Source organism: Flagellimonas sp. HMM57 (assembly GCF_021390175.1).
Taxonomy (GTDB): Bacteria; Bacteroidota; Bacteroidia; order Flavobacteriales; family Flavobacteriaceae; genus Flagellimonas.
Map to the genome: position 1 here is coordinate 2,346,302 of NZ_CP090004.1, position 24,277 is coordinate 2,370,578.

At 38.0% G+C, this 24,277-nt stretch carries 24 protein-coding genes and 1 tRNA gene; 12 read left to right on the forward strand and 13 right to left on the reverse strand.

Annotated features, from left to right (window positions below; all coding sequences use genetic code 11):
• Positions 1-51: 51 nt before the first annotated feature.
• Positions 52-978 (forward strand): N-acetylmuramoyl-L-alanine amidase, encoded by a 927-nt coding sequence (locus LV716_RS10390; RefSeq protein ID WP_163417671.1) that lies wholly within the window; start codon positions 52-54, stop codon positions 976-978.
• A 2-nt stretch (positions 979-980) separates the two neighbouring features.
• Here the strand turns inward: LV716_RS10390 and LV716_RS10395 are convergent, their stop codons facing one another.
• From LV716_RS10395 to LV716_RS10425, 7 genes are all read right to left on the reverse strand, one after another.
• Complete coding sequence (locus LV716_RS10395; RefSeq protein WP_163417672.1) at positions 981-1,886, reverse strand: DUF6503 family protein; 906 nt, start codon at positions 1,884-1,886, stop codon at positions 981-983.
• 9 nt (positions 1,887-1,895) lie between these two features.
• Positions 1,896-2,585 carry a TIGR04283 family arsenosugar biosynthesis glycosyltransferase gene (locus LV716_RS10400; RefSeq protein WP_233759107.1) on the reverse strand — a complete coding sequence of 230 codons (690 nt, stop codon included), beginning with the start codon at positions 2,583-2,585 and terminating at the stop codon, positions 1,896-1,898.
• 4 nt (positions 2,586-2,589) lie between these two features.
• On the reverse strand, positions 2,590-3,336 hold the full coding sequence (locus LV716_RS10405) for a DUF547 domain-containing protein (RefSeq protein WP_163417674.1): 747 nt from the start codon (positions 3,334-3,336) through the stop codon (positions 2,590-2,592).
• Between the two features lie 75 nt (positions 3,337-3,411).
• The gene (gene arsM / locus LV716_RS10410) at positions 3,412-4,377 is read right to left on the reverse strand and encodes an arsenosugar biosynthesis arsenite methyltransferase ArsM (protein ID WP_163417675.1); all 966 of its coding nucleotides are present in this window, start codon (positions 4,375-4,377) and stop codon (positions 3,412-3,414) included.
• The gene (locus tag LV716_RS10415) at positions 4,374-5,189 is read right to left on the reverse strand and encodes a purine-nucleoside phosphorylase (protein ID WP_163417676.1); all 816 of its coding nucleotides are present in this window, start codon (positions 5,187-5,189) and stop codon (positions 4,374-4,376) included. The genes arsM and LV716_RS10415 overlap by 4 nt, the downstream gene beginning before the upstream one ends.
• Positions 5,186-5,800: a TIGR04282 family arsenosugar biosynthesis glycosyltransferase gene (locus tag LV716_RS10420; protein WP_163417918.1), complete on the reverse strand. Its 615-nt coding sequence runs from the start codon at positions 5,798-5,800 to the stop codon at positions 5,186-5,188. The genes LV716_RS10415 and LV716_RS10420 overlap by 4 nt, the downstream gene beginning before the upstream one ends.
• Before the next feature lie 5 nt (positions 5,801-5,805).
• A complete protein-coding gene (locus LV716_RS10425) occupies positions 5,806-6,174 on the reverse strand; it encodes a hypothetical protein (protein ID WP_163417677.1) in 369 nt (122 codons plus the stop codon).
• Positions 6,175-6,555: 381 nt separating this feature from the next.
• Here LV716_RS10425 and LV716_RS10430 point away from each other — a divergent pair, with 381 nt between their 5' ends.
• Complete coding sequence (locus LV716_RS10430; protein ID WP_163417678.1) at positions 6,556-8,376, forward strand: pyruvate kinase; 1,821 nt, start codon at positions 6,556-6,558, stop codon at positions 8,374-8,376.
• 718 nt (positions 8,377-9,094) lie between these two features.
• Here the strand turns inward: LV716_RS10430 and LV716_RS10435 are convergent.
• Both LV716_RS10435 and LV716_RS10440 read right to left on the reverse strand, forming a co-directional pair.
• On the reverse strand, positions 9,095-9,322 hold the full coding sequence (locus LV716_RS10435; RefSeq protein WP_163417679.1) for a hypothetical protein: 228 nt from the start codon (positions 9,320-9,322) through the stop codon (positions 9,095-9,097).
• 153 nt (positions 9,323-9,475) lie between these two features.
• Positions 9,476-9,548 (reverse strand) — tRNA-Phe (locus tag LV716_RS10440).
• Between the two features lie 109 nt (positions 9,549-9,657).
• Here LV716_RS10440 and LV716_RS10445 point away from each other — a divergent pair.
• The 8 genes from LV716_RS10445 (at position 9,658) to LV716_RS10475 (ending at position 17,439) form a co-directional block, all read left to right on the forward strand.
• Positions 9,658-10,386 carry a type III pantothenate kinase gene (locus LV716_RS10445; RefSeq protein WP_163417680.1) on the forward strand — a complete coding sequence of 243 codons (729 nt, stop codon included), beginning with the start codon at positions 9,658-9,660 and terminating at the stop codon, positions 10,384-10,386.
• Positions 10,387-10,533, forward strand: coding sequence for a hypothetical protein (locus LV716_RS18545; RefSeq protein ID WP_370637386.1), 147 nt, complete (start codon positions 10,387-10,389; stop codon positions 10,531-10,533). It abuts the gene before it with no gap.
• A gap of 29 nt (positions 10,534-10,562) precedes the next feature.
• Positions 10,563-11,663: a hypothetical protein gene (locus LV716_RS10450; protein WP_370637387.1), complete on the forward strand. Its 1,101-nt coding sequence runs from the start codon at positions 10,563-10,565 to the stop codon at positions 11,661-11,663.
• Positions 11,664-11,762: 99 nt separating this feature from the next.
• Positions 11,763-13,133 (forward strand): hypothetical protein, encoded by a 1,371-nt coding sequence (locus LV716_RS10455; RefSeq protein ID WP_163417682.1) that lies wholly within the window; start codon positions 11,763-11,765, stop codon positions 13,131-13,133.
• A 1-nt stretch (position 13,134) separates the two neighbouring features.
• Positions 13,135-13,737 (forward strand): LPS export ABC transporter periplasmic protein LptC, encoded by a 603-nt coding sequence (gene lptC / locus LV716_RS10460; protein ID WP_163417683.1) that lies wholly within the window; start codon positions 13,135-13,137, stop codon positions 13,735-13,737.
• A gap of 1 nt (position 13,738) precedes the next feature.
• Positions 13,739-13,942, forward strand: a complete 204-nt coding sequence (locus LV716_RS10465; RefSeq protein ID WP_163417684.1) for a hypothetical protein — start codon at positions 13,739-13,741, stop codon at positions 13,940-13,942.
• Positions 13,943-13,944: 2 nt separating this feature from the next.
• The gene (locus tag LV716_RS10470) at positions 13,945-15,234 is read left to right on the forward strand and encodes a hemolysin family protein (protein WP_163417685.1); all 1,290 of its coding nucleotides are present in this window, start codon (positions 13,945-13,947) and stop codon (positions 15,232-15,234) included.
• 84 nt (positions 15,235-15,318) lie between these two features.
• Positions 15,319-17,439 (forward strand): peptidylprolyl isomerase, encoded by a 2,121-nt coding sequence (locus LV716_RS10475; protein WP_163417686.1) that lies wholly within the window; start codon positions 15,319-15,321, stop codon positions 17,437-17,439.
• Between the two features lie 60 nt (positions 17,440-17,499).
• Here LV716_RS10475 and LV716_RS10480 read toward each other — a convergent pair whose 3' ends face one another.
• The 4 genes from LV716_RS10480 to LV716_RS10495 form a co-directional block, all read right to left on the reverse strand.
• The gene (locus tag LV716_RS10480; RefSeq protein ID WP_163417687.1) at positions 17,500-18,408 is read right to left on the reverse strand and encodes a GYDIA family GHMP kinase; all 909 of its coding nucleotides are present in this window, start codon (positions 18,406-18,408) and stop codon (positions 17,500-17,502) included.
• A gap of 9 nt (positions 18,409-18,417) precedes the next feature.
• Positions 18,418-18,753 (reverse strand): DUF5615 family PIN-like protein, encoded by a 336-nt coding sequence (locus tag LV716_RS10485; RefSeq protein WP_163417688.1) that lies wholly within the window; start codon positions 18,751-18,753, stop codon positions 18,418-18,420.
• Positions 18,750-18,974, reverse strand: a complete 225-nt coding sequence (locus LV716_RS10490) for a DUF433 domain-containing protein (protein WP_163417689.1) — start codon at positions 18,972-18,974, stop codon at positions 18,750-18,752. Before LV716_RS10490 ends, LV716_RS10485 begins: the two co-directional genes overlap by 4 nt.
• A 68-nt stretch (positions 18,975-19,042) precedes the next feature.
• Positions 19,043-20,356: a hydroxymethylglutaryl-CoA reductase, degradative gene (locus tag LV716_RS10495; RefSeq protein ID WP_163417690.1), complete on the reverse strand. Its 1,314-nt coding sequence runs from the start codon at positions 20,354-20,356 to the stop codon at positions 19,043-19,045.
• A 188-nt stretch (positions 20,357-20,544) separates the two neighbouring features.
• Between LV716_RS10495 and LV716_RS10500 the strand changes: the two genes are divergently transcribed.
• Positions 20,545-22,704 carry a S9 family peptidase gene (locus LV716_RS10500; protein WP_163417691.1) on the forward strand — a complete coding sequence of 720 codons (2,160 nt, stop codon included), beginning with the start codon at positions 20,545-20,547 and terminating at the stop codon, positions 22,702-22,704.
• A 17-nt stretch (positions 22,705-22,721) separates the two neighbouring features.
• On the forward strand, positions 22,722-24,254 hold the full coding sequence (locus tag LV716_RS10505; protein ID WP_163417692.1) for a peptide MFS transporter: 1,533 nt from the start codon (positions 22,722-22,724) through the stop codon (positions 24,252-24,254).
• Positions 24,255-24,277: the final 23 nt, after the last annotated feature.

Below are 24,277 nucleotides of genomic sequence, written 5' to 3' on the forward strand. Positions count from 1 at the left end.
TCTCATTGTTTTTTCCCATATTTGTGCTGCATCCCAGCAATAACACTGATTATGAAATCAATAAAAGCAATTTTGTTGTGGGTTTGCGCATCTTCGATTCTCTTGGCGCAAGAGAATCAAACTGTGATAGCAGAACAGGGAGACGGTATTTTTTCAATCCTAAGAAAACAAGGGCTGAGTCCTGCCAAATACTACGAAGAATTCATTACGATCAATGCAAAGAACATCAAAGATGGGAGTATGTTGCATGTAGGGAGGGAGTATAGTATTCCTAATGCTTCGGATTCTTTTAAGAATACAGGTGTAAAAATGGAGGCTGGCAAAACGACCGAAGCTCCTATTTTTGATACGGAGCTTGCCAATATGTCGTTAAAGAGCAGAGCGCTCAAAGATGCTGTTTACTATTTAATCGCGGAGAACCAAGATGAGGCAAAAAAAGGCTTTATAAGTGTTGTAGTGGAAAACTTGGCAAAAGAACTTATGGTACAGGGCGCTACAGTGTACATTATTGAACGTGACAAAACACTTTCTGAAGGCAAAGAATTGACAGGTGCAGCCCAAATGGGCGGATATATTGAAACCATAAATAAGCGCTATTTGCAAAATTCTGGAAAATACCAGCGATTGTTAATGATAAGGGCAAATGGTCTTATAGCAAATGGGAATATTGATGTAGCAGTCTATCATCACGAAAAAAGTAAAGAAGGTCATAGATTGGCCAATAATATTCAAAATGCTTTCAAGAAAAACAGTATTTCCAATCGCTCTTATAAAGATGCCGATATGATTTTTAAAGATGATACCAGTCTTTTCTTGGCCAAAAATACATTGCCTGCACTAAGCCTCATGGTGATAACCAATGCTTCTAAAAAATCAATGGAAGGCACTATACCTGTGCGTTCAGACAAGAAGTCGTTTACTAATTGGATTGCCAGTGGTATTCTAAAGGATTATGCGGATTTAAAGATTGAGGATTGATTTTACAATCCTTCGGTTACTTTGGCTTCGTTTGGAACATTAAAATAATCGGATTCCAAATTTGGCTTAAACTCAGTATTGCTCAAAGTTATGTTGGTGATATGCTCGCCAGCAGTTTCATCTTCTTTCAACCAATGTGTCTTGTAAGTTTTTGGAAATGAAATGCCTTCAACGGTTTGTTCTCCATGTAAAGTCATGAATTTTTCCGGAAGATGTTTTCCCTTCTCAAAATAGCCCGGATACGAAACAATATATCGGATAACGGTCAATTTATGCGTTTGCGTATCAAAATAAAGAACATAGTAGTCATCTGGTGCATCTCCTGTACCTGCATCAAATGTAACTTTCACCACATCTTGAATACTATCTTTATACTTTTTTTGAGGCAATAACTCCAAATTAACGCCTTTCCCATCCAAAACAAAAGGTTGTGCCATAAAAAAGTAAGGTGTTAATGACCAGAACCTGGTATTGTAGGCAAAAGAGGTACTGTCTTTGGCAATGACCCAAGAGTTCTTACCATCCCAACCGTATTGCTGTGTAGAATCGCCTGCTTGGTAATGTCTGGCCCTACTTCTCCAAGTATCTATCGATTGATAGGTATCTCTTGGTGTACTCCCATCCAAGGGTTGGTAGTTGAACCTGAAGGAAATCGGACCATTGGCATACCATTTTTCAAGCCCTCCATGTGCTTCCATTGCATTCCATACCACTTTTCCTGCCTCTGATGCAGTTAATCTTGTTTTCGTGTTTTCAACTCTTTTTTTTACCCAGTTCTCGGGAACTGTAGCCAGTGCTACTGTTTTGCTTATTTCTTCTGAAGCTGACACTGTTTTCTTCTCGTTTTCCTTGCAACCAAATAGTACAGTGATTGCGAATAGTCCGAACAAGATATTTTTTGTTTTCATGATAAGGAATTAAGTGAGTATGTTTTTGTGATAATAATTATAAAGTTCTTCTGGACCGGCACCCCTATAGTTTTTTAAATGAATCATTGCAAAATGGAACTGTACTTTCAGCCATCCTTTTTCTCGGTATTTTCTTGCTGATGTGATAACACTTTTTTGCAAAACCTTAAATCGGGTTTGTTGGTAAAGTCTTTGTATAAATTCTGAGTCTTCGTATATTAAATAATCCTCGTTGAATCCTTCTGTCTTTTTAAACCGACTGTTCTTAATAAATAGGGATTGATCGCCACCTCGGCAAAGGGTATGGTTAATGCGGGATAGCCAGGCAAAAAATTGTAGCACCGGATTTTTTGTGTCGAATTTCATTCTGAAGCATCCTGATTCATGTCCTTGTACCACTGCCTGTAGAATTATGGTGTCAAAATTAGCGGGAGGAAATGTATCGGCATGTAAAAAATAAAGAATTTCACCTTTCGCATTTTTTGCGCCTATATTCATTTGTTTGGCACGCCCTCTTTCAGAACTTATTATTTTTGCTCCATGCGCTAGGGCAACTTCCTTTGTACTGTCTTTACTATGACCATCAACACAAATAACTTCGACCACATTTGTTGGCCCACTGGCGGACGCGATGTGTTTCAATAACTTTCCAAGATATTTTTCTTCATTGAGTACGGGAATAATGATGCTGATTCCCATTTTGTTATTTTGCTTCATTTAAACTCCAATCGTAGTCCAGATAATCAATTTTAGCCTTCTTATTGACCGGATTATCCAAATACGTGTTTATGTATTCCAAAAGTGACGTCTTTTCCGTAAAATCGCTCTTGTACCATTTAAATATTTTGGAAAGATACGCTTGTCCATTTTCAAAGCGATTACGTTTTTTATCGTTCACAAAATCTACGGACGCTTTATTAAGTAATCGTTCCATATTTTGTGATGTGAAGGCTGTATTAAGCAGTTTTGGACAGGAATAAGATGCACAGTTAATCGCAAAATGAATTCTCGGCTCATCCATTTTGCGAAGTATTTTATGCTCTATGTCGTTGAGCGATGTAGTTCCCTCACCTAAGGGAATCCATTCCTCTTTCCATCTATTTGGAATATCTTTAATACTCTGGACAGGGTAATTATCCAAAATCAATTTAACCGTGGCCGCATTATATAGATTGATGTAAAATGCCAATCTTTCATTTTTGCTCCATGAAGACGAAGGCGGATTTTGCCCTAGTTGCTTTAAATAGCCATCTAAACCCGTACTATTGTTTTTTAATCCAACATAGTCTACGTTGCCATCATCGTCGACATACTTTTTTAATAGAGCGTTCCACGAGTCATGACTGGGTGGTGCGGCTACTGTTTCATTGTTTATTGTATTGGATGTTGTTGCATATCCATTACATGATAAAAGAAGTAAAACAAAAAAAAGATTTAGGACTGCGTTCATGGTTTTATTGTCAATTTAAACTCTAAAACAATAGTCAGAAAAAAAGGGTTAACCTTTCAAGGAATCCTAAAAAAATCAGCAACAGCCTCCGCCATTGTAGTGCCAAGTACTTTCGCTCACATGAATTTGGTCGGATGCCTGTTTTAATGCAGCTGCTGTTTTGTCACAAACGGCCAATGGTTGATTTTGTAATAAAACATGTCCTTTTCCATCATCAAAAGATGCTTCATCACCGTAATAGATGGCTGTTTTTCCAGTAAACATACACGGTCCATCTTCTGGCATTGGATCTTTTATGGCAGCAATCTCAATAGATTCTATATAAATGAGTTCGTCGGTTGGGTAATGGTTAGGGGAAAGCACCCTGTACGATTTTCTTGCCCTAATTTCAATAGTGCCAAAACCTGCATCTGTCAACACTTTTACATAATCCTTAATGGGAATGCTTCCGCTAAGGCAAAGCGCTCTTAACCTGTCATCGTTCCTAAGCTCATCGTTCATATGTTGCTCACACGTAGGGTCACTCATCACCAAGCGCCCGTGAGGTTTTAGCACACGATACATTTCCGAAACCGCTTTTTTCAAATCTTCCATTTTAAAGATATTGAACAAACAGTTCTGGGCGGCTACATCTATACTTTCGTCTTCTACAGGAAGGTTTAGGGCATCGCCTTTTACTAAATTGACAAACTCACTTTTAAACCAGTCATTTTCTTCCTCTGCAATTTTGAAGTTCTTTTGGGATGCCTCCAACATTTCGTCTACGGAATCAACCCCGGTCACGCCTCCCTTTTGTCTAGAGAAATAGGAGAACTGTAGTAATTCCATTCCGCCGCCCACACCTACATAAAGTACTTTTGGGTCATTTATAAGATCTTGGGCCGAAACCGTACTTCCGCACCCATAGTTCATTTCTTGCATGATTTTGGGAATGGATAGCCCAGGGAACTGCCAAATAGGATTGGTTGTGCAACAAAGTCCGACATCTGGAGTTATTGCAGCTTCTTTATATAAGTCTTGGGTTGCATCTAGATAACTCATAATTCTTTAATTAATTCTTTAAATAATTGTATCATTTTAGGCTCTGTCTTTCCCGCGATTTCGATAATTTCTTGAATGTTTACCGGTTTTAGATCATCAGGGTCGCATTCATCCGTTAAAACAGATACGGCTACAATGGGTAGTCGTAAATGATTGGCAACAATTACTTCTGGTACCGTACTCATTCCCACGGCGTCTGCTCCTAAAATTTTTAGCATTCGATATTCCGCCTTTGTTTCCAACTGTGGCCCCACCACAGATGCATAAACTCCTTTCTTTAATGAAATACCTTCTTTTTGTGCGGTCGCTTCTATTTTATTTCGCATTTCCAAATCATAGGGTTCGCTCATATCTACAAATCTGTCGCCAAACTCGGCAACATTTTTGAAAGCGAGCGGCGAACCACCCTGTAGGTTTATGTGATCTTCAATCAACATAATGTCACCTTTCTTAAAATTCAGGTTAATTGCTCCAGCAGCATTTGAAACGAATAACTTTTTAATTCCGAGCTGATGCATTACTCGAATGGGATATGTGATATCTAAAAAGTCATAACCTTCATACAAGTGGAAACGTCCTTGCATAACGACCACTTTTTTATTGGCTATTGTTCCATAAATCAATTTTCCGGAATGAAATTCTACCGTTGCCAGTGGAAAATAGGGTATGTGATTATAATGTGCTTCGATAGGGCTTTCGATTTCGTCTACTAATTGTCCCAATCCTGTACCCAATACAATGCCTATGTCCGGTGCATCGAACCCTTTTTTTTGTAAATATGCTACGGATTCGTCTAGTTGCTTCTTGGTCATTCTTTAATGTGTTTTAAATAAGGACTAAATGCCTCAATGTCTTTTATGTCTTCGTAAAGGTCTATGTCGTTCTTTGTAGGGAGCATAAAAATATCTTCGCCCTCTAGATTGTTCATGGTTTCTGGCAAAACGGTTGCTGTGCCCCAATCTTTATTTTGAAAGAGTTCCACTTTTAAAGATGTCATTCCTAAAAGATAATACCCTCCATCTTTTGCTGGTCCAAGCACATAATCGTGTTTGTTAAGTTGTTCAAAGGCTTCTTCCAGATCACTTTGCGAAAGGTCGTACATGTCACTGCCAATTATAATGATTTTTTCAAAACCGGCATCAAAGCCATTTTTGAAGGCATTCTCCATTCGTTCTCCCAAATCTTTACCATACTGAAGTTTTTTGTGATAAAGTTTATTGTCCCAGATGTCATCTTTCCAAATAGCTTCGGAATAATGAACTTGTTTTTCCACTTTTAAATCTTTGGTAATGGTAACGGTATGGTCGAGCAAGAATTTATAACTATTCAGTGCCGCCTCATCACCTATTGTGGCTGCAAGTCGGGTTTTACACTTTCCAAGTTCGGGATTACGTGTAAAAATTAAAAGTAGATGGTTTTCGATATGCTTCAATAGGTTCTGTTCTTATTTAGTTGACTATATTTTGTGGCATTCGTCAATAAATCGCCCCAAAACTTACTAAATGTGTATACTTCCTTCAGTTTTAAATCCATTAGTGTCATAAACGATATATCCCAGTACATTAGCTTTTTTGTAATATCTTCTGAATGTACACCTTTTGAACCATAAACCACTACGGGTTTTTCTTTGTTGGATGCCTTTTCGTGTATGTTATCTTCTTCGTCATCAACTTCTTCTGTTGAAATGTAGGCTACCGTATTACGATTGTTTTTTTTAGGTGTATTAGGCTGTTGCTTTTGTGCGTAAGAACTAGCAGTAGGTAAAATGAAGAATAATAGAAACGGGGAGATTCGCATTGGTCAAAAATAAAAACAAAAGATAGTATTTTGCTAATTTGAAGTATTAATTCTGTTTGTTTAACAAGTTAAACAGTGATATATATAAATCGACTGCTGAGTATAACGGAAAAGCGAACTGCTCCAATAATCGTATTATTTTTTCTCCCAAAAGTTGATTTCAAATAAGATCAGAGGAATCGTTTTTCATATTATTTTGATACAATCTCGATAAAATTTAATAATCACTGAACTGATGATATAGATCATCTTAAAAAACCTATAATCCATCTATCAAATTGTTTTTTTAAACCTTCTGTTGAAACTAAATGAAGATGACTGATTTTTATCAGTTTTTTTATATGAATTGATTTAGAACTTTAGGCTTCTAAATATCTCTGAATGAGCATGTCTTTTAAGGAAATGAACGAAATAAGCTTAAGGATCGAATCTTTGATAGCTAAAATTGAAGAGCAAGACACAGCTAATAGGGAAATCCTTAAAAATAGTAACCCAGTTTATAAGAAAAGTGCTAGGAATCTATTGCATTATGGAACTTTTAGAAGTTTTGATGTTAGGAAGATTCAAGCACAACTAAAGTACTTGGGTTTGACGCGTTTGGCAAATTCAGAAGGCAATATTTTAGGAAGTCTGGTGAACGTCAAAACAGTTATAGACCGCTTGAACTTAAGTTCAGAAAGATCAAGCAATCATGATTGCTTGTCCATAGGTGAGGGGAGCAACCTGCTAAAAAAACATACGAACAACCTCTTTGGAGCTAGGTCAGAGGATAGAAGGGTGCGCATTATGGTAACCCAGCCCACAAAAGCTGCGCATGACTATAATATGGTTCTAGAAATGGTGAAGAGTGGGATGGATTGTGCACGAATTAACTGTGCCCATGACAATGCCGAGATTTGGAAGGACATTGTGCTGAACATAAAAAAAGCAGCTTTGGAGTGCGGGACTACGGTTAAAATTGCGATGGATTTGGCAGGACCCAAGATAAGAACAGGCAATCTTCTGGAGGGTTCCAAGGTGAAAAAATTCAAACCAAAGCGAACAGCGGTCGGAATTGTTGAAAGCCCTGCACATATCGAACTTGTTCCAGATACAAAAGGTGATTTAGGTCCAAATGAAATTCCTGTTTCCAATTCTTGGATGACACAGTTACAAGAAAGGGACTTTGTTGCTTTAAAGGATACAAGAAGCAAGTTTCGTAAGCTGCAAGTTGTAAAGGTTAAAAAAGACCGGTTGCTACTCAGTAGTGAAAAAACGGTATATATAGGAACGGGAACCAAACTGTTTCCAATGCGTTCGGATTTGGATAAAGGCATTGTGGGCGAACTTCCCGTGGTAGCTCGTTATATTACTTTGCGTAAGGATGATTTACTGATAGTCTCTGGAAAAGATGAGGAAGGAAGCCTTTCTAAATTTGATAAAGAGGGTCGTTTAATTCAACCCGGTAAGATATCCTGTATTCCCCATTCTGTGGTTAAAAGAGTAAAAAAGGGCGAGCCTATTTTGTTTGATGATGGAAAAATCAAGGGAATCATAGAAGATGTAAGCGATGATTTTTTTATGGTACGCATAAAGAAAGCAAAAGAAAATGGGTCTAAATTAAAAGCTGAAAAAGGAATCAATTTTCCAACTTTGGATATGGGCATAAATGGGCTAACAGCAAAAGATAAAAAAGATTTGGAATTTGTTGCCCAATATGCAGATATCGTAAACTATTCATACATCAACACTGAAGCGGATGTAGTCGAGCTATTGGACGAAATGGAACGATTGAATATAAAAGATAAGATAAGTATAATCCTCAAAATAGAAACACGCTTCGCTTTTAGGAACTTGGTGAAAATACTGCTTGCAGCAATGAAGACAAAGTATTTGGGAATAATGATAGCAAGGGGCGATTTGGCATTGGAAGTGGGGTGGAAAAATATGAGCAAAGTACAGGAAGAGATTTTGTCCTTTTGCGGTGCTGCACATATTCCTGTTGTCTGGGCCACCCAGGTCTTGGAAAGTTTGGCAAAAAATGGATTGCCATCGCGATCTGAGATTGCAGATACAGCATCTTCCGTTAGAGCAGAATGTGTAATGCTCAATAAAGGTCCTTATATTAATGAAGCCATTAAGTTATTGGATGAGATCCTACATGATATGGAGCGTTTACACGAAAAAAAAGAAGGAATGTGGCCAAAAATAGAATGGCTTTGATGTTGCCAAGTTAGTGAACTGGATGATACAGTCATTGGTGTTGCTGCAAGATGCAATAGGTTATAGGAAATTAAGGGATAGAAGAATCAATTAAAAAATGGGTGTCGGTTTGGCTGACACCCATTTTTTAGTTTACATAATGATAGAGGCTGGTAATAAAAGCGCACATAGAGCATGCAATGACAAAAAACCAGAATAGATAGCCTACTTTTTCTTCTATAGTGTTCATGATAAATAAATTTTTTGGGGGTTGAAGTTTGATTTATATTCCGAAATTAAGGAATAGAACCCACTCAACGTTTCAGCTTTTTGTGAGTTGCAGCTAAAAAGATGTAATTGGTAAAAATTTCTTCGTGAATTGCAAAGTGCCATTCTATTAAGTAAAACCTATTCACAAAATAGATTAGAATGTGACGGGGAATGATGGCCCAATCAGACTTTACTTTGGCTTGGCTCCCTGGGATTTACTATTTTACAAAGTATAACCAGTAAGTCTCTAAAGCAAGTAGGTCAGGAGACTACCAAATAAGGGTTGCAGCCATAGAATGGTTGAGGGTGATTTCTTGTGCTGTAGATTTCGAAACTATCAGCAGGTGAATCTCAAATATGGAAACGGCGTACGATAGAAATGTATTGCTTATATCCACGATTTTGATTGTTGAAGGGACTTTCTACAAACCAAAACAATACCTGAAATTTCTTAAAAAATGAAGTTAGTTTAGACCAAGGGGGTTCCCTTTAAGCGCTTTTCTATTTTTTTCTTCTTTTCAGTGAGACGTTTCATGACATCCATTAAGTTTTCGTCTTTGGTCTCTTTATAAATTTCGTTGATGGAAAGTATAAGTTGTTTTGCCTCTCTTGAAGCAGCAACCCTATCGCTTGTGGACATATGACTCAAAGTTCTGTTTTCAAACTCCTTTGCCTTTTCTAATAAATCTTCGGTCATTTTTATTTAAAATTAATCTAGATGGGCTAAATATAAGGGTTAGTTTCATATTTTGTGCCTATAGGGGTATTCGATTTTTATATTTATGAATTTATTAAGAATTTGATTACAGGGTAAAAATCAAAAAAACCGGCAATTTTGCCGGTTTTTTTGTGGTACCTCCAGGAATCGAACCAGGGACACACGGATTTTCAGTCCGTTGCTCTACCAACTGAGCTAAGGTACCTTGAATGCCTTTTGCTAAGGCGGGTGCAAATATAATTTCAAATTTAGGATATCCAAACAAAAACTAGAAAAAAGCCATTGGTTTTTTTTCAATTTGTCATCTTTGTAGTATGAACCTGGTTATTGATATAGGCAATACACGTATAAAGTATGCGGTTTTTGAACATAGAACAATAAGGTTTTATGAGAGCTCAGAATCTGGATTATTTTTATCGCGGGTCAAAGAACTTTTTGAATTGTATCCAAAAATCAATCGGGCGCTAATTGCATCAGTTGGGAACCTAGAAGGGAAAGAACTTGAGATTGTTTCGTTGTTCTGTAATGTACACCTACTTTCCAGTAGCTCCAAGGTGCCTTTCAAGAATAGTTATGCAACCCCTTCGACTTTAGGTATGGACCGTGTTGCGCTTGCTACAGCTGCTTTTTATCAAAACCCAAGGGGAAATACGCTGGTTATCGATGCGGGTACATGTATCACATACGATATGATAAACGATTCTGGAGAGTATGTGGGTGGGGCTATTTCACCAGGTGTACAAATGAGATATAGGGCTATGCATGATCAGACAAATGCCCTTCCTTTACTTCAGCCAGAAGAAATCTTGGATTTTATCGGGAATTCAACCAAAACAAGTATGCATAGTGGTGTAATAAACGGCGTTTCTCAGGAAATTGATGGAGTGATTAACCAGTATAGATCTCGCTTTCAAGATTTAACAGTTATTTTAACAGGCGGTGACTCCCATTTTTTTGCTAACCGATTAAAAAATACCATATTTGCGAATTCTAAATTTCTCTTGGAGGGGCTCAATTACTTGCTGGATTACAACAAACACTAGATGGTTAAGAAATTTTTGATTGCTTTTTTTTGCATGATTGCACATAGCATTTCTGCGCAAAATGGTACCGTATCACCATATTCATATTTTGGAATAGGGGAGTTAAGGAATAATGGAACGGTAGAGAACCAAATGATGGGGGAATAAGTATGTATGCGGACAGTATACATATAAATTTGCGCAACCCAGCTGCATATTCCAAGTTAAAGCTTACTACCTATGCCTTCGGATTGTCCCATACAGAATTTCAACTTAAGGATTTTTCACAAGAACAGAGTACCTCGGTAACCAACTTGGACTATTTGTCCATTGGTTTTCCGTTGGCCAAAAACTTGGGCTTAGGATTTGGCGTAATGCCTTTCTCCTCTGTAGGGTATAATTTAACAGATGAGGTTACGATTGATGGACAACCTACGATAACAAATGTTTTTGCAGGGGAAGGAGGGCTTAATCGTGTATACATGTCAATAGGCTATGAACCAATGAAGAACTTAAGTATTGGGGCTACTGCCAATTTTAATTTTGGACGATTGGAGTATCAACGTATCCAAAGTGTGGAAGATGTTCAATTTGGAACCTTGGATAGGCGTGAATCCAGAATTAATGGCTATGACTTTAATTTTTCGGCCAATTATACACCAACCATTAAGGACAAATATACTTTGTATACATCGCTAATGGTAAATACCCAAGGAAATCTGGTTTCAGAGAACACTGAGCGTTTAGGCTCTTTTTCTTTGGTCAACGGTCAAGAAATTGAAGTGATTGATGTTGATTTAGATGCTGCCAACTTAAGGAACACAGAAATTAAGATTCCTTTCCGAACAACAGCTGGTTTAGGTTTTGGTGAAAATAAAAAATGGTTTGTGGGTGGAGAATACAGTTTTCAAAAGTTCAGTGACTTTCAAAATGAATTTTTGGGATTGGAAAACGTAATCTATAATGATGCAAGCAGTTTTGCATTCGGGGGTTATTTTATACCTAATTATAGATCATTATCTAGCTATTTTAAAAGAATTATATACAGGGCCGGAATACGGTATGATGTAAGCGGTCTAGAGGTAAATAATAAGGATATAAATAATCTTGGCATAACTTTTGGACTTGGGTTACCGTTGTCCGGTACGTCCTTTGATGCTTTTTCAAATTTGAACTTGGGAGTTGAACTGGGAAGAAGAGGAACAACAGATCAAAACTTAATTGAAGAAAATTATATTAAAATAAATGTTGGTTTATCTTTAAACGCAAAATGGTTTGTGAAAAAAAGAATAAATTGATGAAGTTTTTTAAATGTCGATAAATAACCACCAATATATGTTTCATCAAGATGATTTTTTCATGAAAATTTGTACATTAACCGCTTTAAAATTAGTAAAATGAAGAAGAAACACTACTTAACGATGTTAGCTGTCTTTATGTCGATGGGATTAAGTATGGCTCAGGCACAAAATCCAGAGTGCATGACCAATCTTTCCATTTACGCAGAACATGCTAAAGTAAAAAATTATGATGCAGCTTACGAACCATGGAAAATGGTCTACGAAAGTTGCCCAGATATTAACAAGGCTAATTTCTCCTACGGAGAAAAAATCCTGTCCTATAAGATAAAGAATTCGTCGGGCGCCGATAAAGATGGGTACATTCAAGACCTAATGTCTTTATACGACAATAGCCTTAAGTATTTCCCGAGCAAGTTTAGTAAGGCGGGAGTTGCTATCGATAAGGCTCTTTTATCCTACGAAAATAAAATGGCCTCAGATGAGAAGCTTTACGATATGTTGAAAGAAGCTTTTGAAGGAGATAAGGAGCACTTTAAGAACCCCAAAGCACTTTATTTATATTTCTCCAGTTTAGTGGATTTGCACGGTTCTGGAAAAAAAGACTTGCAGGAAGTATTTGATACTTATGATGATGTAACTGAAAAGGTTGCAGAAGAAAATAAGAAGCTTACGGCTGTTGTTACAAAATTACTTCCAAAAGACTCTTTGGGAACATTGACTTCAAAAGAAAAGAGACAATTAAAAGCTGCGACCATAAATTCAAAATCTTATGGTAAGATAGCCGGTAGTATTGATTCCAAATTGGGAGCCCTTGCAGATTGCGGTAACCTTATTCCATTATATAAGAAAAGCCTTGATGCAAAGAAAGGTGATGTTGATTGGGTGAAAAGAGCTGTAGGAAGAATGTTCTCTAAAGAATGTACAGATGATCCATTGTTCAGTGAAATGGTGGAAATTCAAGCAAGCTTGGACCCATCTGCAGACGTGTATGTTTATTTGGGAACTTTGAAATCCAAAAATGGCGATAGAAAAGGAGCTATTGCCGACTTTAATAAGGCGGTCGAGTTAGAATCTGATTCCTATAAAAAATCTAATATCCTATACAAGGTCGCAACTATTGTTAGAAGGTCTAGCAAGTCACAAGCCCGAAGTTATGCGCAAAAGGCAATTAACGCGAATTCCTCTAATGGAAAAGCATATCTCCTGATCGCCAATCTATATGCTACGAGTGCTAACGCATGTGGAACAACACCATTCGAAAAAAGAGCCATTTACTGGAAAGCAGCAGATATGGCCAGCAAAGCGGGAAGAGTTGACCCATCATTAAGCTCAAGAGCGAATCAATCAGCAGCTAGTTACAGGGCTAAAGCTCCGGATAAGACAATGATCTTTAATTCAGGAATGGCCGGTAAAACAGTTACATTCAAATGTTGGGTAGGCGGTAGCGTAAAAGTACCGAGTTTGTAATGTGAAACAGGTAAAAAAAAATAAGCTTGAATATTTTGCCACGGTTTTTACCGTGGCAATCCTTTTTATATCCTGTGCTGATGACTATAAACGAGTAGGAGAAGAGGCGGTTAAACCCATTTTTCCACAAGGAGTGGCACAAAATTTTACACTCACCTATACGGAGACCATAGATGAAATGAGCACGGAGGACTTGTCCAACTCTAGGGTGATTGCCGTGCTAACGAGTCCAATAACAGAGGATTTCGACAATCAAGATTTTAAATATCGTACCTTTCCAGAAGGGCTAAAAGTGGATTTTTTTGATGAAAAAAGTCAAAAAAGTGTTATCACGGCGGACTATGGGATAGTATATTCCCAGACCAATTTAATAGACCTTCAAGGTAACGTGGTCATAGAGAGCCACGATGGAAAAAAGCTGGAAACCCCTCAGCTCTTTTATGATAGGGCGAACAATTGGATTTTTACAGAGGAAAAGTTTACCTATACAAATCCTGAAGATGGAACGGTGATGGACGGAGAAGGTATGGATTTTAATAGGGACTTTAGCTTCTTCAATGCACATAAAACATATGGTCTAATGACCTTAAAAGAAAAGGAATAGTATGATTAAATTTCTAAGATATACCGAGTATTTATATTTAGCAGTGGCCATTGTTTCTACCTATAAGATAGCTACACTATGGAGCGTAGATCCCAGCAGTACTTATATCTTTATATTCTTTGCTGTGGTTTCAGTTGGAATGTTTCTTTTTAGAAGAAGATACCGTAAACGGTTTGAGCAACGTAAAAAGGATAATCAGCAGTAGTATTGGATACGTCTTTGCTTATCATTATTTTCTCCTTATTGTTTTCCGCTTTTTTTTCGGGAATGGAGATTGCGTTCATATCCGCGAATAAGATTCACATAGAAATTGAGAAAAAGCAGGAAGGTTTTTTTGCCAAAGTACTCACTTGGCTCACAGGGAAACCTTCAAAATTTATCGTCACTATGCTTATTGGCAACAATATAGCATTGGTCATATATGGTCTGTTTATGGGCGATGTGCTCATGGCGTGGTTTCAAAATGCATTGCCTACTTCTTCTGAGTTTTTAAATGCATTGCTGACTGATTTTAGCTTAGTGTCCCAAACGGTGATTTCCACTTTGATTATCTTGGTTACCGCTGAATTTCTACCAAAAGTGCTATTTCAGATTTATTCGAACACACTTCTAAAAGTCTTTGCAATTCCAGCGTATTTCTTTTACCTGTTGTTTTCCTTTATTTCTTGGTTTGTGATAAAAGTGTCGGATTTTATCCTAAGGGTATTTTTTAAGACGGATGGTGACGAGGTACAATTGGCATTTACCAAAATAGAACTTGGCGACTACATTACAGAACAAATGGAGACGGTGGAAGAGGAGGATGAAGTGGATTCGGAAATCCAGATATTTCAAAACGCTTTGGAATTTTCAACAGTAAAGGCCAGAGAGGTAATGGTGCCCCGTACCGAAATTACTGCAGTAGAGATAAATGAAACCCCAAAAAACCTTACCAAATTATTTTCAGAAACAGGCCTTTCTAAAATTTTAGTCTACAAAGAAAGTATAGATGAAATTATAGGGTATGTACACTCCTATGAACTCTTTAAAAAACCAAAAAGCATTAAAAGTATTCTTTTGCCCGTAGAGTTTGTGCCAGAAACGATGTTGATACAGGATATTCTCAACGTATTGACCAAAAAACGGAAGAGTATTGCAGTGGTACTGGACGAATACGGTGGAACATCTGGTATTATGACTGTTGAGGATATTATTGAAGAGTTGTTTGGAGAGATTGAAGATGAGCACGACACCACAGACTTGCACGAAGAACAAGTGAGCGAAAACGTATATAAGTTCTCTGCACGCTTAGAAGTGGACTACATTAACGAAAACTATAAATTGGAGCTTCCGGAGAGTGATGAGTACGAAACCTTGGGTGGATTGATCATGAATGAAATCGGTGAAATACCGGAACATGATTCCGAAATAAAGATAGATGATTTCTTATTTCATATCTTAGAAGTTTCCAATACCAAAATCGATTTGGTCAGCGTTCATGTTCTCCCTGAAAATTAAGAATTTCCGACGGCTCTTTCACTTTCCTATTTGAAAAGAAAATGGTATTTTCGCCCACTGAAATTATAGAAAACAAGTAGTAAAATGGCAATATTAGAGAATATTAGAAAACGGACAACGGTACTGATTTTGATTATCGGTCTCGCTTTGTTCGCATTTGTAATATCAGGAGTCTTCTCAAGCAATGATTTGGGAGGTGGAAAAGTAGGTTCTGCGGTGGCGGAAGTGAATGGGGAAAGTATTTCTATTGATGATTTTAGGAGAGAAGTAGAGATTGCATCCAGAAGATTTGGCCCTAATCTATCTTCAACACAGCTGGTAAGCCGTGTGTACGATCAAGAAGTAAGAAAGGAAATCCTGGGTCAGCAGTTTGAAGACTTGGGCATTAATGTGGAGAGCGACCAAATCGTAGAGTTTGTAAAGACCTCGGGTTATGCACAGATTCCCGATTTTCAAGATGAAAATGGAGTATTTAATGCTGAGGTGTTTAAAAGCGCCATTGCAGACTGGAAAGCAAACGACCCACTTCGTTACGATGCTTGGTTACAAGATGAGAAGTCCATTATACAATCTGCGAAGGAACGCCTATATTTTAATTTGATAAAAGGGGGCGTTGGTGCAACCTTGACCGAAGGTGCATTTGATTATAGGATGTCGAACGAGAAAGTCGATATCCAATATGTTCGAGTGCCATATACCTCGATTGCAGATAGTACCATTCAAGTTTCAAAAAAAGATATTGAGGCTTATGTAAATGAGCACAAGGAAGATTTTAAACAGGAAAAAGCTAGGGATATCAGATTTGTCTTTTTTGAGGAAAAGGCTTCCGTAGAAGATGAAAAAGCTGTTGAAGACGCAATGACCGCCCTTTTGGACGATACTGTTGAGTACATTCAGGAAAGAAATACTACGGATACTATTCCCGGTTTTAGAAACGCTACAGATGTTGGTGCTTTTTTAGATAGAAATTCCGATAGTAAGTTCGATACCATTTTTAAAGCTAAAAAAGATTTGCCCGCTGTTGTGGCCGATAGTTTAATGGCTTTGGAAGTAGGTGAAATTTACGGACCCTACCGTGATGGTGACTTTTTCAAGGTTTCTAAAATGATGAATAGAAAGCCCAATGGAACCGTAAAAGCAAGTCATATTTTATTTGCTTACGAAGGTGCCGAACGTGCCAACCCTAGTATTAAAAGAACAAAAGAAGAAGCGGAGGAAAAAGCAAAAGAGATTTTGGACGAAGCTAAAGAAGAAGGAGCTGTATTTACAACACTGGCAAGAGATAACTCTGATGGCCCTTCAGCACCAAGGGGTGGTGACTTAGGATATTTTCAAGAAGGTGTCATGGCAGATGAGTTCAATGACTTTGCCTTTGGAAACGAAGTGGGCACCATAGGCTTGGTAGAAACCCAGTTTGGTTTTCATGTTATTAAAGTGGACGATAAGCAAGATGTTGTACAGGTGGCAACTTTTTCCAGAGAAATAGAACCTTCAGAAGAGACGATAAATACGTTGTTCACCGAAGCCACAAAATTTGAGATGTCGGCTACAGATGGTAAGGCGGATGATTTTGGAGACATTGCAAGGTCTTCTGAACATACCGTAAGACCTGTGAACAAAATCAAGGAGATGGATGAAAACCTTCCCGGTCTTTCTGCACAAAGAGGTATTGTACAATGGGCTTTTAACGAAGATACCGAGGTTGGTGATATCAAACGTTTCAATATTAACAATGGGTATGCCGTGGTGCAACTGACCAAAAAATATAAAGAAGGTTTAATGACTTCGGAAGATGCTTCGGCGACTGCATTACCAAAGATTAGAAAAGAGCGTAAAGCAGAAAAAATCATGCTTGCCAATCAAGGTAAAGACATGGATACCTTTGCAAAAGACAATAATGTTACGGTTTCGAATGCCTCTGCATTGACCATGAAATCCCCAACCATACCTGGTGCTGGACGTGAGTCATTGGTCGTAGGAAATGCATTTGCCATGGATCAAGATAAAGCCTCTGGTCTTATTAAAGGAGAAACAGGGGTATTTAAGGTCAAGGTAATCAAAAGAGAGGAAGCTCCAACCATCGATAACTTTAGTACGTATGCAAATACGCTGAAGACCAGTGCTTCAAACCGAGTTAATGGTGATGTGTACAACGCACTAAAGGAAGGATCGGAAATAGAAGATAAGCGGGCTACGTTCTACTAGCAATAACGAACATCTAAAATATATGAAGCCTCCGTTTTGGAGGCTTTTTTTATTCATTTTTTAAAGTACCATATCGGCATACGGAACAACGGTTTCAAACCCTTTCGCCTTAAAGTAATCAGAAACATCTGAGCCGCCAGTTGCCATAATAAAATCACCACCCCAAGCACCAAGACTTTTAATCGCGCCTGTGAAATCAGCAAAAAGCTTGGATTTTACAGTTTCTAATCCTAGTACTTCTGACAATATATCTTCATGTTGCAGCATTAAGGATTCAAATTCTGAAAGTGATGTTGTATTCACCATCTTTTTGGTAATCGTTGAAATATTGGTAATTAAACTATGTACATCAAAATACTGCGTTCTGTAGGCTGTAATAGCTTCCTTACTGCTTTGCTTTTGATTGAGGTAAACAAAGTATATGGAATTGGCAAAAGAAGGCTGGAAGGTCACTTCCTCAACGTGTGCAGTATTGTTTTCTTTTTGATATAAGATGGGTTGATAATGCTGTGCACAAGCTATGTCATATCCACTGCCGCCAAATGCATTCCATAATAGTCGATATGCATCTACTTCTGCCCATTGGGCAATATTGTTTATGAGTGTGGAAGAGGTGCCCAGCCCCCATTTTTTCGGGAAAGTAAGCTTGGTCTCCACCTTTAAACCTGAAGAATTCTCTAAAAATCGTGAATTTTGTGATTTGGCTTCAACCAATAATTCAGATAGTGTTTTTGCAACATTTTTATCCGTAGTGTCGATGGTCTTCAGACTTTTTATATCGAAGCTTCCGTTAAACCAAGCAGTTTTGGTTTTGTCGAAACTTTCCCACTCTAAAAAGCCTGTTGTAGTTGTGGTTATTTTTAAAGATTGCCCATGTTTTGTAGGGATTGCAAGGCTCAGGGCACCATCTAAAACAGCGTACTCTCCAGAGAGCAATAACTTTCCATTACTGTAAAATTCTTTGTGCATCTTAGAATCTTAATAGGATAGCAATAAGAAGTCACTTGTTTCATTGGCTATAAAATCTTTTATCAAAGTTTCCTGATCAATGAATAATTGTGCAATTGAGTTGGTTGTCATATTTCCAGTTTTTAACCAAATGATTTTTGGAGGGCCACCATATAGCGTATTCAAATCAAAAAAATCTGCATCAAAAGTTATGATGGTAAATTTATTGGCTTTTGCATATTTCCATATTTCAATATCCGAAGAATTTATAAGATTTAAGTCCTTTACAGAAAAGGATTCAGAAAAAATAGGAAGTATTTTTTTTAAAAGACGGAAAGAAATGTTTTGGTCAAAAAGTAGTCTCACGAAGCAATGTTCAATTTCTTTTCTCTATCAGCTGCATATGCCAAACAAGCATTGATATGTTGCTCGGTCAACTCTGGAAAGTCTTCTAAGATCATTGATTTGCTCATCCCATTGGCCATCCAGTTTAAAACATCATAAATTGATATTCTAGTTCCCTTCAATACTGGTTTTCCAAATCTTTTTGAAGAATCAATTTCTATGTATTTCTCTAATCGTTCCAAAATGTACGGTATTAAAAGTTTTGACTTAAGCCGATAATTGAAATTAAAGATACAAAAAAGCGTATGGTTTAATTTTTAATTCGTTCCAAAGCTTCTTTAACTGAAGCATTGGTTACAGTTTTGTCTTTAAAGTAATCCACAAGCTGCTTCTTTTCGTTTTCCGTTGCGCCCATTTGGTTAAGCATGTTGAGTAAGTGCATTTTCATATGTCCTTTCTGTATGCCCGTTGTAACCAGAGAACGTACTGCGGCAAAATTTTGTGCCAATCCTGCTACTGCAATAACCTGCATCAGCTCTTTAGCTGTTGGGTTTTGTAAAATCTCCAAGGCTAATTTTACGAGAGGGTGTAGCGAAGTAAGTCCGCCAACAGTACCAAGGGCCAAGGGCACTTCAATCCAAAATTTGAAGATACCATCTTTAATACGGGCATGTGTTAAGCTAGAGTAACTACCATCTTTCGCGGCATAAGCATGGACTCCTGCCTCAACTGCCCTAAAATCATTTCCGGTAGCCATGACAACTGCATCAATCCCGTTCATGATACCTTTGTTATGGGTCACGGCCCTGTAAGGTTCGGCTTTAGCAATTTCTATAGCTCGAACCATTTTCTTTGCAAACTCATTGGGTGCAATGGTATCTCCGTCCAGTGCTTCAACTGGGCAACTCACTTCCGCTTTGACCAAACAATTGGGGACGTAGTTGGATAATATGCTCATGACAACCTCGATGGCCTTTTCTTCATCAGTAAAGTTAGAGTAGGAAGCGGCCCTTTCTAGCAGTGTTTTTGCAAACTGTTCCAAACAGGAGTTTATGAAGTTTGCACCCATGGCATCCAAGGTCTCAAAAGTGCAGTGCAATTGGTAATATCCCTCAATTTCATTGCCGAGGTCCCTAAGTTGGATGTCAGTGATGCCCCCACCACGTTTTTCCATACTTTTTGTGATGGAAGCAGTGTCCTTATAAAAATCAGGTTTTATGGTATCGAAAAATTGGTGAAGTTTGGTTGTATCTCCTTTAAAGATAAAGTGAACTTGCCCTACTTTTTCTGTGCCCAGTATCTCGGTTTTAAAACCACCTCGTTCCAACCAAAATTTGGCAGCTTTGCTTGCCGCTGCGACAACGGAACTTTCTTCTATTGCCATAGGAATGGCATAGAGCTTTTCATTGATTAGAAAATTGGGTGCAACTGCAAATGGGAGGTAGTAATTGGAAATGGTATTTTCTATGAACTCATCATGAAGCTTTTGAACAGAAGCGTCATTGTTCCAATACTGTTCCAACAATTTTTTAGATTCCTTGGGATTCTTGGTATAGTTGGTTGCTAACCATTCAATTTTTTGTTTTTTTGAAAGCTTGGAAAACCCTTCAACAGGAGTGCTCATAATGTTTGGTTAAAGGCCTCAAATATAAGGATAATGCGATTTTTCATTCCAACAATATTGGTTTTCATGGCATTTAGATGATACTGTAATGGTATTGGAGTATAATTCTTGTTACAATTGTAACATCAAAGTTTATATTCTGAATAAATATTAGTAAACTTGATAGTTTTTAATCAATTTACAACTTCATGAAAAAACAGTTCCTTCTGTTCCTATCCGTTTTCGGATTTTTAACTATATCAATAGCCCAAAAGAAAAAAATAGCCTTAGAAGATATCTGGGGAGGCGCATTTAGGCCGGAATATATGGATGTGCTCCGTTCCATGAAAAATGGAGAACAATACACGATCTTAAATTTTAATCGCTCGCCACGTTCCAGTAGTTTGGATAAGTATGACTATAAAACTTCAGAAAAGTTGGAGACCATTGTAACCTCTTCGGAGGAAGTTCCTTTTTTTAGTTCATACACGTTTAGTGCCGATGAATCCAAAATAATTTTGGCTACAGAAACTGAACCCATATTCAGGCGTTCAAAACAGGGAATCTACTACGTATATGATGTGGCTAGTAAAACCGTTGTGAAGATTTCGGATAATAAAATTCAAGAACCCTTACTTTCCCCAGATGGTTCAAAAGTGGCATATGTACGAGAAAACAACTTGTATGTTTTTGAAAGTGCAACAAACACTACAAGGCAGATTACTACCGATGGCAATAAAGGAACCATAATTAATGGGGTTACAGATTGGGTATATGAAGAAGAATTTGCTTTTGTTCGCGCTTTTGATTGGAATAGCAATGGAACCAAGATTGCATTCCTTCGTTTTGACGAAACCAATGTACCTCACTTTTCAATGGACGTGTATGGTCAGGAATTGTATCCATATCAGCATGAGTTTAAGTATCCCAAGGCTGGAGAAGAAAATGCAAAAGTCACCTTGCACATGTATGACATGGCCTCGGGAAATAAATCAGATATTGATTTAGGGGATGCCTATTACGTACCAAGAATAAAATGGATGAATAACCCCAATTATTTAAGTGTTCAGACCCTTAATCGCCATCAAGACCATTTAAAACTTCATGAAGTTAATGCAAAAGACAATTCAGTCTCAATATTGATAGAAGAGAAGGACAATGCATATGTTGATGTTACCGATAACCTCACTTTTTTGGCAGATGATAGTTTTATCTGGACCAGCGAAAAAGACGGGTACAACCATATCTACCTTTATAATGAGGATGGTAAGTTAATGAACCAAGTTACTCAAGGAGAATGGGAAGTGACCAACTACTACGGTTACGACCAAAATGAGGATAGAATCTATTATCAATCTACGGAAAACGGCTCTATAAACAGAGATGTATACAGCATTGGAACAAATGGCAAGAAAAAGAAAAGACTGACCACGAAAGAAGGGACCAATGCAGCGGATTTTAGTGCTAACTATACCTATTTCATCAATACATTTTCTGATGCCACTACACCATATCAATTTACACTGAACAAAGCTTCGGACGGTGAAGAGGTAAAAGAAATTAAGAATAATTCGGTCTTGGACAATAAGCTAGAGGAATATGAATTAAGTCCAAAAGAATTCTCCACTATCAATATCAACGGGAACGATTTGAATATGTATATGATCAAGCCCGTAAATTTTGATGAAACCAAAAAGTATCCACTATTTATGTTTCAATATAGTGGGCCAGGTTCGCAGCAGGTTGCGAACAGATGGTTTGGTCCTAACGACTACTGGCACCAACTGTTGGTCTCAGAAGGATATATTGTTGTATGCGTTGATGGCCGTGGCACAGGATTAAAGGGTCGTGACTTTAAAAAAGTAACGCAAAAAGAACTTGGGAAATATGAAGTTGAAGATCAAATAGCCGCGGCGAAAAAGTTAAGTGAACTACCGTATATCGATGAGAACAGAACGGGTATTTGGGGCTGGAGCTATGGAGGCTTTATGTCCACAAATTGCTTGTTAAAAGGAAATGATGTTTTTGAAATGGCAATTGCTATAGCCCCTGTGACCTCATGGAGATTCTATGATACCATTTATACAGAACGCTATATGCAGACCCCACAAGAGAATGCCAGTGGATATGATGATAATTCTCCGTTCAACTATCCAGAACTTTTAAAAGGCAAATATTTATTGGTACACGGTTCTGGCGATGATAATGTGCATGTGCAGAACACCATGCGTATGATCGAAGCATTGGTACAAGCCAATAAACAATTTGATTGGGCTATTTACCCCGATAGAAACCACGGAATCTATGGAGGAAATACGCGATTGCACCTGTATACCAAGATGACCAATTTTATCAAAGCAAACCTGTAATCTAACACAATAAATATATGTCAGACCTTGTAAAACCTGCACACAAGAAAGAACTTTTTGGACATCCCGTTGGGCTATATGTGCTCTTTTTCACAGAAATGTGGGAGCGCTTTTCCTATTATGGAATGAGGGCCCTTCTAACGCTTTACATGACAGCACAAACATTGGAAAATAATCCTCAAAGCGGATTAGGTTGGACAGTGACGGAAGCGCTGGCACTTTATGGATGGTATACCATGTTGGTCTATGTAATGAGTATCCCAGGTGGTTTTTTGGCTGATAGGTATCTGGGACAGAAAAAAGCAGTGACGATAGGCGCTATACTATTGACCATAGGTCATGGTATTTTGGCCATAGACGACCTTTGGGCCTATTATACGGGTCTAGGTTTTGTGATTTTGGGTGTCGGAATGCTGAAACCGAATATATCCACTATGGTAGGAGGGTTGTATGGTAAAAAAGACATTAGAAGAGATAAGGGCTTTAGTATATTTTATGTAGGTATAAATTTAGGGTCTTTCCTAGCGTCTTTATCCGTAGGTCTGGTTGCCAAGGCTTATGGCTGGCACTACGGATTTGGTATGGCAGGTATAGGGATGCTCTTGGGGCTACTCGTCTATCTATATGGACAACGGTATTTAATTCATGTAGGGAATCCACCAACGGTCGAAGAAAAATCTTCGGATATAAGTCTTGGAGAACTTTTTTCACAACTATTTAAATCTCCACTGCAATTGGGAATCGTGGTCTTGCTTTTAGCTTACTCGATTTATGCCGGATTCACCTATGAAGGACCTGATAATTGGGGCTTTGGTGTTCTGTTTATTTTTTTATCCCTTATCACAGGTATGATGATGATGATCTATAAAAACCTAAATGGAAAGGTGGAAAAAGACAGATACGTTGTTTTGTTATTGTCCCTTTTAATGGTAATTGTTTTTTGGGGATGTTTTGAACAAATGGGCGGTTTAATGAACCTGTATGCACAAGAGAAAACAAACAGAATGTTACTGGGGTGGGAAGTTCCAGCTGCTTGGTTTCAATCTGCCAATCCAGGGTTCATAATTTTGTTCGCGGTAGCTGTTGCTAGTTTTTGGGCCAGAAGAAAACTAAAAGGAAAAGAGGCTACCTCCTTATTTAAAATGGCCGTTGGGGTAATTATTATGGGTGTGGGTTTTGCCTACATGGTATTCGCTTCTTTACAATATGAGAGTCAAGGAAGCTCGGCAATGTACTGGTTAGTGCTTGCATATCTGTTCCATACGCTCGGTGAACTTTGTTTATCACCGGTATCCTTATCGTTTTTCACAAAACTGGCTCCCGTACGTTATATGGCCCTTATGATGGGGGTATACTGGGCAGCAACCGGACTAGGAAATAAGGTGGCGGGAATCATTGGTGAAAGTTCCGTAAAAGCAGGGGAGCTTAAAGTATTTGGAGGGCTCTTTTTATTCGCTGTACTTTTTGGCATATTGGTCTTATTGCTGTTAAAACCATTAAAACGATTGACGCACGGTGCAGAGGACGAAGAAACTGTAGTCCATGACTAAGAAGCAGAAGGGTTTAAATTAGC